The following is a 13,391-nucleotide window of genomic DNA, read 5'->3' as shown; positions in this document are numbered from 1 at the left end:
CTGGTCCTGCTCCGTCTGACCGCTGATTGCCGCCAGCTCGATCAACAGAAAAGACGCATGTCGGATTCCCCGTAGGGTGGACGGGTGAAGGCAGACCAGTACGTGACGGTGGCCCGTGAGGGTGTGCACGAGTCCGAGATCAACCGCTCCCGGTTCCTGTGCGCGCTCGCGCCCGCGGCGACCGAGCGGGAGGCGCAGGAGTTCGTCGCACGGATCCGCAAGGAGCACCTCACCGCCTCGCACAACTGCTACGCCTACGTGATCGGCGCCGACGCCTCCGTGCAGAAGGCCAGCGACGACGGCGAGCCGGGTGGCACCGCCGGGGTGCCGATGCTGCAGATGCTCACGCGCCGGGACATCCGCTACGCGGTCGCCGTCGTCACCCGCTACTACGGCGGCGTGAAGCTCGGCGCCGGCGGGCTCATCCGCGCCTACGGCGGGGTCGTCGGGGAGGCGCTGGACGTGCTCGGCACCGTGACCCGGCACCGGTACCGGCTGGTCACCGTCACCGTCGACCACCAGCGGGCCGGCAAGACCGAGAACGACCTGCGCTCCACCGGCAGGACCGTCCTCGGCGTGCGCTACGGGGCCGCCGTGGAGATCGAGGTGGCCCTCCCCGAGGCCGACCTGCCCGCCTTCGGGGCCTGGCTCGCCGACAGCACGGCGGGCAGTGCCACCCTGACCGAGGGCGGCGAAACGTACGCCCCCTGAACGGCCCGGCCGGTCCGGCCGGTCCGGCCGAGGCGGATGTACGGGCGGGGATCAACTCATTGGCGGCGAGGCTCACATGAGTCGCACGGTAGAGGGGAAATCGCCGGATCTGATGGATCGTGATCCCGGTTCCCAGGGACCCGCGTCGGGCAATCGGCACGGCAGCGGCCCCGGAAGGATTTAAACCGGTCGGATGGATTCACGCATCGAGGGGCAGACTCCATCGCACCGTGGAAATGTGCTGAGGTCGGAAATTTCGAAGCGGATTGTGAATCCAATGCCGCTATGTCATGCGCATGGCATTCCTTCCATAGTCGGGCGAATCGGAACCCCGCCTTTGCCTGATGAGACTTCGGTGAGGTCGGGGTTCGGTCGGTCGGCAGAAAGTTTTACTCGAAAAACTGCGGAGAGATTCACCGGTGTGTCCATATTCGGCATAATTCCCCCGCCGGTGATGGAGCGTCAATTGTGGGTGCAAATTCAGCCAAACGTGATCAAGAACCCCGTCAACTATGTGTTGATCGATTCTCATCAAATGTTTAGCCTCTGGTGTGCGGCGCGCTGTGCGTATCGCCGCCATGGGGGCCGGGGAGGTCCTCATCCTTCTTCTGGGGTGGGTTAGTGTCAGGAAGAGAACAGAGACGGCTTCGCCGTGCTCTGAGTGTTGCAATTGGTGTGGCTCTGCTTGTCGGAGTTTCACCCGCATATGGCCTTGAGGCAAAGGCAGTTGCCGCGGAAGCTCCGCTTCCGGAGGGGCAGCAAGCGCTGAAGAAGGCCGCGAAGAGCGGTCAGCGTGTTGAGGTGGTGGGTGAGCGTTCGGAGTTCACCACGACCTTCGCGAATCCGGACGGGAAGTCGTTCCGTCTGGTCCAGTCGGTCGTGCCGGTGCGCGTGAAGGGCGCCGGTGGTGCCTGGGTGGAGCCCGACGCGACGTTGGTGACCCGCCCGGACGGAACGGTGGGGCCGAAGGCCGCCCTCGTGGGTCTGAGCTTCTCGGGTGGCGGTAGCAAGTCGGACCTGGTGAAGATCGAGCGGGGCGGCCGCACCCTCGGCCTGGGCTGGGGCAAGGCCCTGCCGAAGCCGAAGCTCGAGGGGGCCAGTGCCACCTATTCGGAGGTTCTGCCGGGCGTCGACCTTCGTATGACGGCCACGGTGGAGGGTTTCCGCGAGGTCCTCGTCGTGAAGACGCCGCAGGCCGCGGCGAGTCCGGCGCTGAAGGAAGTCAAGTTCGCGCTGAACTCCAAGGGTCTGGACGTCTCCGGGACCAAGGAGAACGGGCTGACGGCCCGCAACAGCGACGGCCAGGCGGTCTTCGAGGCGCCGCCGGCCCGGATGTGGGACTCGGCCGGCCCTGAGACGGCGCCTGCTCCCGCAGCGGCGAAGTCGCCCTCGGTCCTGCTGAACAGCCGCGCCGCGGCGCCGGCGGAAACGACCGGCCCCGTGGCCGGGGCGGGCACGGACCAGAAGTCGCCGTTCGATGGTCCCGGTCTCGGTGACCAGACGGCGACCATGCCCCTGGCGGTGGACGCCAAGAGCCTGACCGTGGTCCCCGACGCCAAGCTGATGGCGCAGAAGGATCCTGCGGCCTTCCCGCTGTACATCGACCCGTCGGTGAACGCGGACGAGAGCGTCGAGCGCCTCCTGCTGCGCAATGACGGGTATGAGGACTACGCCTGGGAGAACGGCGAGGACAAGCTCGGCAAGGGTGTCGGCGAGTGCGGTTCGTGGGGCGGCTACTACTGCGGTCCGGGATACGTGCAGCGGCTCTACTTCCAGTTCACGCCGGACAACCTGCGCGGTAAGCGGGTCCTGGACGCGACGTTCACGGTCACGGAGCCGTGGTCCTTCCAGTGCGAGCCGCGCAATGTGTGGCTCGTGCGGACGGCGGGCAGGTTCACCAAGTCGACGACCTGGGGGACCAAGCCGGCCTACCTGGACCTGATGGGCGACCGTCTGGTGTCCGCGGGCCGGGGTTCTTCGTGTGACCCGAACTCTCCGGCCGCGCCGATCGAGTTCAACGACAACCCCGACGAGGGGGACGAGAACCTGACGTCGACGGTGGCCGCCTGGGCCACCGGCAGTGCTCCGCTGACGCTGGAGCTGCGTGCGGAGAACGAGGGCGACACCAGCGCCTGGAAGCGTTTCCGCAACGATGCGGCGCTTTCGGTGGACTACATCAGCGACCCGGCCACCCCCACTGCTCAGAGCATCGACGACACTCCGTGCGAGAAGACGATCGGTGACGCGACGACCATCGCGGACAGCACGCCCGAGCTGCGTGCCACCACCGAGGTCCAGCGGGGCGGTGAGGCGGAGGCGCGTCTGCGCATCGCCTTCCGTGTCGACAGGCAGGACGGGGCGAACTGGACCACGGTCAGCAGCGGTCCGTTCATCGACAGTCCCAGCAACAGCTACTACGGGGCCAATGCCTCGGTGCGTGCCGAGCCGGAGCTGATGCCGACCCTTCAGGACGGCAAGACCTACCGGATGCTCACCTGGACCCGGTCCTTCGCCGCCAACGCGGCGACCGCGGGCAGCCCGTATGTGACCTGCTACTTCAAGTTGGACTCCTCCGCTCCGAAGAAGCCGCGGATTTCGACCGGCGGTCTCTACGACGAGTGCACCTCGAGCACCTGCACGGCGGGCGGCAAGCCGGGCCTGTCGGGCAAGTTCACCTTCCGTTCGGCCGTGGGTGAGGACTCCAAGGTCGTCAAGTACAAGTACAAGCTGGACGACGAGAGCGAGTGGACCTACGTGACGGCCGCGGCCGCCGCGTCCCTCGACATCACCCCGCACCACGCGGGGCTGAACACGCTGTACGTCAAGGGCCTGGACGACGTCAACGGCGGACGTCTCGGCGAGCAGGCGACGTTCCGGTTCGCGGTCAACGAGGATCCCGATCCCGTCGCGCACTGGAACTTCTACGACATGTCCGGTGACGACGCCAAGGACACCGCGAACAAGGACGTCCGGCCCGACCCGGCCGATCTGCGCAACGGCGCGACCCGTCCCACGGACGGTCGCCGGGGCTGGCTCTCCGGTATCGAGCAGGAGGACACGGCTCTGAAGCTCGACGGTGTCGATGACTACGCGGCGACCTCCGGTCCCGTGATCAACACCCAGGAGTCCTTCACCATCGCGGCCTGGGTGCGTCCCGACCGTGTCGACAAGACGTTCTCCATGGCGGGTGTCGCCGGCGAGTACATGAGCGCCGTCAACATCACCCACCGCGCGAACGGAACCTGGTCGGCCGCGCTGCCCACCACGGACGACACCAACTCCAACGGCATCAAGTACGTCGTGAACGCCAAGGCGAAGACCGTTCCCAAGGTGTGGACGCATGTCGCAGTCGTGTACGACAGGGTTGCCAAGCGGCTGCGCCTCTACATCAACGGCGATTTCCAGGAGGGCATCGACCTGCCCTCGGACTTCAAGCCGATCGCCGCGACGGGGCCTTTGACCATCGGGCGCAACAAGTACCGCGGTGACTGGACCAACGACTTCCCCGGCCTCATCGACGAGATGACCGTGTGGCAGTCCGACCTGAGCGCGGAGTCGCTGCGGGCCGACGTGCAGATGCACGACAAGACCACCGGCCGCAACATGGTCGAGCTCTCGGCCCGCTGGAACCCCGACACCGTCGCCGGGGGCGCCCTGACGGACACCTCCGGCTACGGCCGCGACCTGACCATCTCCTCGGGAGCGACCATCGCCGGCGGAAAGCTGGTCCTCAACGGGACCACCGGCGACGGATACGCGGCAGGACCCATCGTCGACGAGATGGGCTCGTTCACCGCGACCGCCGAAGTCGAGCTCGACTCGGCGAAGCTCGCGACCAAGCCCAACGGGTACATCGCGCAGGTCCTTGGCCAGCGCAATGCCGGCGGGGCCGCGTGGGGCGTGTGGTTCAAGAAGGTCGCCACCGAGACCAGCCACCACCCCGACACCGGTGAGCTGGTGACCTCCGTCATCGGCAACTGGTACTTCGGACGCCTCAACTCCGATGGCACCGGCACCTGGTCGGTGAGCCCGGCCCGCGCCGAGCTCGACACCTCCGTCCAGGTCACCGTCGTCCACAACGCCCAGGACAACCGTCTGAAGCTGTACGTCGACGGCAACTACGTCTCCGACCGTGACGACTTCTACGCCACCGAGTCGGGCAGCACGACCTTCGCGGTCGGCAAGGGACTCGTCAACGACGCCTGGGGCAACTACCTGCCCGGGACGATCAACGACGTCCGCGTATGGACCGGAGCCATGATCGACGCCGAACAGGTCAAGGACTTCACCTAGACCGAACACGCCCCCTGCCTCCAACTGGCAGCCGGCGCCTGTACCGAGTGGCCGGGGTCGCCTCGCGCGACCCCGGCCACTCGGCCCATATGCACTGAGTGGCCGCTGCGCGTACCCGTCGCCGGCCCGCACGCACCTCTACCTGTCCACACCGCGGCTCGTCCGCTTCAGGAGTTTCTGTGTCAAAAAAGAGAAGTCTGTTGGCGAGAACACCGATCATCGGAGTCCTCGCCTTGGCCGTGTCGATAACAGGCTCGATCGCACCCCTCGCCAGCGCAGCAGACGCGCCTGGCCGCCCGTCGAGCCCGCAGCACCGGCCCGCCAAGGTCACCTCGGCACCGGTTCCTACGACGGCCTCGGCCGAACTGATCGCCAAGCTGAAGGCCGAGGACAAGGCCCAGGCCGACCGCGCGAAGGCCAACCCGAAGAACACGTGGCCCAAGGCCACCACCCTCAAGAGCGACGTGAGCAGCGCCCCGGCCGCCGACTCCCTGGTGGCCCTCGGCGCTCCGGCCAAAACCGCCCGCTCGGCCGCAACGGCGTCCGGCCAGGCCACGGTGCGGGTGCTGGACCAGCAGGCGGCCCGCAAGGCGGGCATCACCGGTGTCCTGTTCACCGCCACCGCCGCCACCCCCGGCAACGCCAAGGTCGAGGTCAATTACGACTCCTTCTCATCGGCCATCGGCGGCTCCTGGTCCTCCCGCCTGGGCCTGGTGACCCTGCCCGCTTGCGCGCTGACCACTCCGGAGAAGCCGGAGTGCCGCACGACGACGCCCGTCGCCTCCAGCAACGACCTCAAGAGCCACGAGCTGTCCGCCACGGTGACCGTGGCCGGCGCCGAGCCGGCGGCCAAGGGCAGCGTCCTGCTTCGAGCGCAGGGCAGCCCCCCGAGTACGCCCTTGCTGAGTGCTGCCTCGTCCGTACCCACCGTCCTTGCGGCGATGGCCACGAGTGCCGACTCGACATCGGGCGCCGGCGATTACAAGGCGACCCCGCTGGCCAGCTCCTCCACCTGGGAGGCCGGCGCGTCATCGGGGGCGTTTTCCTGGTCCTACCCGATCACAGTGCCGCCAGCAGCGGCGGGCCCTGTGCCACCACTGGCCCTGTCCTACAGCTCGGGTTCCATCGACGGACGCACGGGGAACACCAACAACCAGGGTTCCCAGGTCGGTGAAGGTTTCGACCTGACCTCCTCCTACATCGAGCGCAAGTACGGCTCGTGCGTCGATGACGCACAGACGGACAAGTACGACCTGTGCTGGAAGTACGACAACGCCTCCCTCGTCCTCAACGGTCAGGCCAACGAACTGGTCAAGGACCCCTCGGACGCGACGGGCAACACCTGGCGGCTGAAGAACGACGACGCCACGAAGGTCATCCGCGGGCACGGCGCCGGCAGCACCGATGACGGTGACACTGCCACCGACCCGAACGACACCGACGGCGAGTTCTGGAAGGTGACCACCGGCAACGGCACCACTTACACCTTCGGCCTGAACAAGCTGCCCGGCGCCCCCGCGGACACCGAGACCAACTCGGTCTGGACCGCCCCCGTCTTCGGTGACGACGAAGGCGAGCCCGGCTACAAGAAGAGCGGCAGCTTCTCCGGACGCGCCGTCCAGCAGGCCTGGCGCTGGAACCTGGACCTGGTCCAGGACCTGCAGGGCAACGCCTCCACGTACTGGTACACCAAGGAGGGCAACTACTACGCCAAGAACGGCGACAAGACGACCCTTGGCGCCTACACGCGTGGCGGCTATCTCAAGGAGATCAAGTACGGGCAGCGCGCCGACGCGCTCTTCACCGGCATCGCCTCCGGCCGGGTCGGATTCACCTATGCGGAGCGCTGCGAGTCCGACTGTTCCTCGCTCACCGAGGACACTGCCGACAACTGGCCCGACGTACCCTTCGACACCATCTGCGCCAGCACGGCGACGGACTGCACGTCCACAGGGCCGTCGTTCTTCACCCGCAAGCGCCTGAGCAACATCACCACCCAGGTGTGGTCCACTGCTCTCACGCCTGACGCCTTTGCTGATGTCGACAGCTACGCCCTGGTCTCGGGTTACACGGCTCCGGTCAATCTCAACGACCCGAGTGAGCGGAGCCTGGTCCTCAAGTCGATCACCCGCACGGGCAAGAACGGCACCGACCTCAGCCTCGACCCCGTCGACTTGGTCTACGACAACCGGCCCAACCGGGTCGACGTACCGGGCGACAACATCCTGCCCATCAACCGCCCCCGCATCCGCACCATCACCTCGGAGACCGGAGCCACGACCACGGTCACTCTCTCCGACCCCGAGTGTGTCAGCGGCACCAAGATGCCGGCCGCCGAGGACGACAACGCAGACGCCACCCGCCCCTGCTATCCGGTGAAGTGGAAGCCCAACGGCGGCGCGACCAAGCTCGGCTGGTTCCACAAGTACCGGGTCACCAACGTCACCACCAAGGACGCCGTCACCGCCGCCACCGTGTCCACCTCGTACGAGTACGAGAAGCCCGGCTGGCGCTACAACGACGACCCCATGACCAAGGAGAAGGACCGCACCTGGTCCAGCTGGCGCGGCTACGGCAGGGTCACTACCTACACTGGCGCCGGCTCCAACCGCTCCAAGACCACCAACGTGTACATGCAAGGCATGTACGGCGACAAGACGGCCGACCCGAAGGTCACCCGTACCAACAAGGTGCCCGTCATCGACATCGACGGCGCCGGCCCCATCGCGACGGCGGACTCCACCGACTACGACCAGCTGGCCGGCTTCCTGCGCCAGTCGGTCACGTACAACGGGTCGACCATCATCGGGTCCTCCCTGAACTACCCGGTGTACACGAACACAGCGACGCAGAACGTCTACAAGATGACGGATGCGGGTCAGGTCGCAAAGGACGGCGATGGCAAGCCGATCGTCGACAAGACCATCGTTGCCTCGCGCGTTCGAAACTCGAGGGCGCATGAGTACACGTACCTCACCGCCTCCGACAGCTTCCGACGGACTCAGACCGACTACTCGTACGACGACTACGGCATGATCGAGCGGGTCTACGCCCTGGGCGACCATGCCAAGATCGGCGACGAGACCTGCACGAACACCTGGTACGCCCGCAACCCGGCTGTCGGCCTGACCAGCCTGGTCTCCCGCACCCGCACCGTGGCCCAGGCGTGCACCGATGCCGACGGCAACGACCTCACTGATGACAAACTGACCCTGTCCAGCTCACTCACCAGCCGCGGCGATGTCATCTCCGACACCGCAAGCGTCTACGACGACGCCACAGTCACGGGCTGGAAGGACGGGCGCGTCCCGACCAAGGGTCTGGCGACCTGGACCGGCCGCGCCAAGGCCTACCCCGCTGCCAGCGGCACCAGCCCGCGCACCCCGGCCGAGGCGGACGGCTGGCAGAAACTGTCCAGCACGACGTACGACGTCCTCGGCCGGCCTCTGAGCGCCACCGACGCCGCAGGCAACACTTCCACCACCGCCTACACCCCGGCAACCGTTGGCCCCCTCACCGCGATCGTGAGCGTGACGCCCACGCTGGAGTCCAATGGGCAGCAGCACCGGACCTACGCCTACTTCGATCCCGCCCACGGATCGAAGATCAAGACCGAAGACGCCAACGCGAAGATCACCACCAGCGCCTACGACGCGCTCGGCCGTATCACCGGCACCTGGCTCAACAACCGCAGCCAGGCCGGCGGTGAAACCCCGAACATCAAGTACGGGTACTCCTTCAAGCGCGGATCCTCACCCTGGACCTCCGTAACCCAGCTCAAGCACGACAACACCACCTACCGGACCCCGGTCTACTCCATCGCGGACTCCCTGCTGCGCCCGCTGCAGACCCAGACCCTCTCGCCCAACGGCGGACGGATCCTCACCGATACCCGCTACGACTCCCGCGGCCTGGCCTACGACACGTACGCCGACGCCTGGGACGACAAGAACGCACCGGACGGCGACTACGATTCCGTCACCGCCGGCGGCCCCTTCCCACAGACCAAGACCTCCTTCGACGGCGCAGGCCGACCCACGACCGCAGAGCTGTGGGTCAACGGCGCCAAGAAGTGGTCCACGACCACCAGCTACACGGGCGACTCCGTAGCCACCTCCGCACCTGACGGAGGCACCGCTGCTCGTACCATCACCGACACGCTGGGACGGACAACGGAAACCCGCACGTACTCGGGTGAGCAGCCGGACGACAGCGCATACGGCGCCACCCTCGGCACCGCGTACACCAGCGTGAAGTACACGCTCACCCGCGACGGCAAGCCCGCCGCGGTCACCGGCCCGGACAGCAGCAAATGGTCGTACACCTACGACATCTACGGCCGTCAGCGCACCGCCACCGACCCGGACAACGGCACGACCACCACGCACTACACCTCCCTGGACCAGGTCTCCAGCACGGACGACGCCCGCGGCACCACGCTCCTGTACTCCTACGACGAGCTCGGCCGCAAAACCGACTTGTGGCAGACCTCCCGCACTGACGCCAACAAACTGGCCGCCTGGACCTACGACACCCTCCTCCGGGGTTCTCCGGCCGCCGCCATCCGTTACGTCGGCGGCACGGGGGGCAAGGCCTACACCAAGAAGGTCGCGGCGTACGACTACCTCGGCCGTCCCAGCAAGACCGAGCTGACGCTGCCCGACGACGAACCACTGGTCACCTCGGGCGCCGTCAACGCGACCATCGCGTTCAGCACGAACCTGTGGGAAGACGGCACCGTCTCCTCCACATCCGAGCCTGCAGCTGGCGGACTCTCCTCGGAGACCATCACCACCGACTACAACAGCTACCTGCTTCCGGACGGTCTCTCCGGAACCAGCGGGTACGTCCAGAGCGTCGGCTACTCACCTCTCGGCCGGCTCGAGACGATGAAGCTCTCGCGCTCGGGCGCGCTCGGCGTCCAGGACGTCGACATCGCCAACACCTTCGAGGAAGGAACCGGCCGCCTCAAGGCAACCACCGTCTACGAACCCACCCACGGCCTCGTCCAGGACAGCACGTACAAGCATGACGACGCCGGAAACGTCACGTCGATCTTCGACAAGGCGACCGTCAGTGGTGCCAGCGCGGCCGACTACCAGTGCTTCACCTACGACGGCCAGCGCCGCGTGACCGAAGCCTGGACCCCGAAGACCGCCGACTGCGCCAGCACAGGCCGGACCACGTCCAACCTCGGAGGACCCGCCTCCTACTGGAAGTCCTACACCTACAACGCCGGCGGCCAGCGCGCGTCGGAAACCACGCACACCAGCTCCAGCACCACCAACCGCACCTACTGCTACGGCACCACCCGCAAGCACGCCCTCGTCTCCAGCACCACCGGCACCGACTGCACCGGCGTCGCGGACCAGTACACCTACGACGAAAGCGGCAACACCACCAAGCGCCTCCGCTCCCCCTCCAGCAGCGACAGCCAAACCCTGACCTGGAACAGCGAGAACGAGCTCAGCAAGCTCGTCGAGGGAACCGAAAGCACCTCGTATCTGTACGACGCCGATGGCGAACTCCTCATCCGCCGCAACACCAGCGGCGAGGCCGTCCTCTACGTCGGCGGCACCGAGGTCCATCTCGAAGGCACCAAGAAGTGGGCCAACCGCTATTACACGCTCGGCGGCCAGCGCGTAGCGGTCCGGAGCAACGAGACGGGCACGTCGAAGGTCTCCTTCCTCGCCGGCGACCACCACGGAACCGGGTCAGTCGCCATTGACAGTGGTGACGAGCAGACGGTGAGCAAGCGCTACATCACTCCATTCGGTGCCCCACGCGGCGACTCCGTCGGCACCTGGCCGGACGACAAGCGGTTCCTCGGCAAGTCCGCCGACACCAACACCGGACTTACCCACATCGGCGCCCGCGAGTATGACCCCTACGCCGGCCAGTTCCTCAGCGTTGACCCGCTACTGGAGCTAGGCAGGCACCAAACCCTCAACGGATACACCTATGGAGGGAACAACCCACTGGCATTCAGCGACCCGACGGGTGAGGCCCTCGAAGAGTGCGCCAGCGGCATGTACACGTGCAGTAACCGCGGCACAGAAGTAACCGGCTTCGGCAACAACTACGAACGCAACGTCGGCGCCAGCGGCGGCACTGTCTCTCCCGAATGGGTCACGCAGCAGAACCGCAACAGGAACGCGTGCAGGAATGACCCCGACTGCTCCAGAACCCAGCCCAGCGGCAAGGGCGGAAGTGACTCTAAGTCCGAAGTCGCCGCCAAGGTCCGAGCGGCATCTCAGGAGATCGAGCGCCACAACGGCGTTCTTGGATGGCTAGCCGACGCTTCGAAAAGTGCAATAAGTTCAGGCATAGATTGGGCCAAAACGCATAAGACGACGATCATCGGATTCGCCGCTGGTGTCGGCTGCGCAATAGCCATCGCCTCTGTCGCCGGCGCCGCCGCCTGCGCGGTCATTGCGGGAACAGCTGTGGGCCTAGGAGCATGGCAGGTAAACGACCCCGGGTCGATCGACATGGATAAGGCGGCATCCTATGTCCAACAAGGCACGACCGGTGGAACCTTGGGCCTGGGTATCGGCGGCCCTATCCGCGCAACGGCCGAAAAGTACATAGCTTCACGGGCAGCCAAGGCTGCGGCCGAGGTTGCAGAAACGGCGGAAAGATTGGCCGTCGAGGTCGCGCAGAAGGCCGACGACGAGTTCTACAGGTATTATATGTAGCGGTTCTACCTTAAATTGACGCGCGGTGTCCGGCGAGGCCTTCCCCTCGCCGGACACCGATCCATTAATCAAGAATTGGCCAGGGCAGTAGATTTGGATCTTCACAGTGATTTTTTCTTCGGGGCGATGATCGGAGTCCTGGTAGCCACAATCGTGGTCGAAATACGAGAAAAGCGGGAAATGTCGGCAATCGGATCCCTGCGTTACCTGATGTTTTTCTTCTCCTTGTCTGTAATTGCGGCCTACGTAATTTCTAGCTGAGGATCGGACTTATCCAATCACCCTAGGGGTCCATAACAAGGTCTTGCCGACAACGCCCGGTCACCCGCGTATTCGGCCGTTCGTGATTCTTGAGTGCTCAGCCTTAAGAGTTGTCCCGTAATCCCACGAGGCTGAGGGTCAGACTGTGTCCGGGGCGGTGCCGATGGCACCGGCCGAGCGAAGTGAACGCCCGAGGTCTCCTGTGAGGATGCGAGGGTGCCGCCACCACCGCAGGTTGGGATCGGGCAGCCAGTGAAACTGGTCGAGTGCTTGCCCGTCGTCGTCGATGGTCGCGGCCTTGTACCGGTCATCCAGAGCCTTAACCTGCGGGGTCCGGAGCTGGACGAAGTGTTCGTCCAGCAGGAGCCACGCCTCGTGTAGCCAGTTTCGGCAGTAGAGGTCGTTGGTGTACTCGTAGATGTCGTCGCCGTAGCCGCGCTCGTTGGCGCTCACCAGGGCGGCCCACGCGTTCACCCTTTCAGCGACCATGAATGCCATCCGCCAGCCGCGCTGGTGCAACAGCTCTCCTACCTCGGTAGCCACGGGGGTGGGGCTCTCATGCCGAATCCGTCCGAGCGGCCGGGATATGTCCCGGAGCCAGAGGCTGGCGGCCCGGCAGCGTGATCAAGGTGAGTTGTGTGATCACGGCGTCGGAGCCGTCCTGGATAGCCCCGTTCACCGGGCTGAGCCCGCGGCAGTTCGGGAAGCTGGTGACGGTTACCCGGGCACCGGACTCGTCATCCCTCACCGCCGCGAGCGCGGCCAGACCGAACTCCCGGACTGGAAAGAGGAACACAACAAGTCCCGCAAGCAGGTCCGAGCCCGCGTCGAGCGCGTCTTCGCCCGCATGAAGACCTGGAAGATCCTCCGAGACTGCCGCCTCAAAGGCGACGGCGTCCACCACGCCATGCTCGGCATCGCCCGACTGCCCAACCTCGCCCTCGCCGGATAGGCGAGCGCTCCGCACAGCGACCAACCTCGCTCAGGCGACTCGAAGATCATTTATGGGACAATCCTTAGCCAGATCGGTCGTCGCCGTTCTGGTTCTCCTCACGCCTTCGGGGCGTAAGGAGAACCAGTTATGCGCGGATCTTGCTGCCCCGAACGACGGGGGAGGGGGTGACCGTCGCTGCCCGGCTCACCCGTGACATGCATGACGGACCGAGCTGTCCAGGGTTCCTTCACTTGATCAAGGTGGCCCGCCGGTATGGCACACGTGCTCCGGTCTCTTGGGTCACCGCCCGCTTGTGTTTCCGCCCCGCCTGCCGACCCTGCTGGGCCGAGCGTAAGCGGTGAGGGGAGGATGGCGGACTAGGGGTTGGGATGCGTTAGCGTGGCAGCGGGCTGTTTCGGCTCTGGTCGGTTCGTGTTCGGTTAGAAGGGCCGTAGGGGTAAACGTGCAGGTCGGGGTTGTTCTGTGAAGTTCCT

The 13,391-nt window shown here is 66.0% G+C and carries 5 protein-coding genes; 4 read left to right on the top strand and 1 reads right to left on the bottom strand.

The features are described 5' to 3' along the window. The first annotated feature begins 84 nt into the window (after positions 1-84). The 3 genes from OG435_RS09200 to OG435_RS09190 all read left to right on the top strand — a co-directional run bounded on the left by OG435_RS09200 (position 85) and on the right by OG435_RS09190 (position 11,702). Positions 85-711: a YigZ family protein gene (locus OG435_RS09200; protein ID WP_266876339.1), complete on the top strand. Its 627-nt coding sequence runs from the start codon at positions 85-87 to the stop codon at positions 709-711. 801 nt (positions 712-1,512) lie between these two features. Next, on the top strand, positions 1,513-5,004 hold the full coding sequence (locus tag OG435_RS09195) for a LamG domain-containing protein (protein ID WP_266876338.1): 3,492 nt from the start codon (positions 1,513-1,515) through the stop codon (positions 5,002-5,004). Between the two features lie 200 nt (positions 5,005-5,204). Beyond that, positions 5,205-11,702: an RHS repeat-associated core domain-containing protein gene (locus OG435_RS09190; protein WP_266876337.1), complete on the top strand. Its 6,498-nt coding sequence runs from the start codon at positions 5,205-5,207 to the stop codon at positions 11,700-11,702. A gap of 399 nt (positions 11,703-12,101) precedes the next feature. Here the strand turns inward: OG435_RS09190 and OG435_RS09185 are convergent, their stop codons facing one another. After that, positions 12,102-12,461: a hypothetical protein gene (locus tag OG435_RS09185; protein ID WP_323187803.1), complete on the bottom strand. Its 360-nt coding sequence runs from the start codon at positions 12,459-12,461 to the stop codon at positions 12,102-12,104. Between OG435_RS09185 and OG435_RS50085 the strand changes: the two genes are divergently transcribed. Next, the gene (locus OG435_RS50085) at positions 12,451-12,915 is read left to right on the top strand and encodes a transposase (protein WP_323187802.1); all 465 of its coding nucleotides are present in this window, start codon (positions 12,451-12,453) and stop codon (positions 12,913-12,915) included. The genes OG435_RS09185 and OG435_RS50085 overlap by 11 nt on opposite strands. Positions 12,916-13,391 lie beyond the last annotated feature (476 nt).

The sequence above is a fragment of the Streptomyces sp. NBC_01264 genome (assembly GCF_026340675.1).
Classification (GTDB): domain Bacteria; phylum Actinomycetota; class Actinomycetes; order Streptomycetales; family Streptomycetaceae; genus Streptomyces.
The sequence above is the reverse complement of the archived record's forward strand: the minus strand, read 5'-3'. Positions and strand labels throughout refer to the sequence as shown.

Coding starts and splice junctions, on each gene's coding strand:
- OG435_RS50085 (WP_323187802.1), top strand. CDS start 12,451: ATGAATGCCATCCGCCAGCCGCGCTGGTGCAACAGCTCTCCTACCTCG.
- OG435_RS09185 (WP_323187803.1), bottom strand. CDS start 12,461: ATGGCATTCATGGTCGCTGAAAGGGTGAACGCGTGGGCCGCCCTGGTG.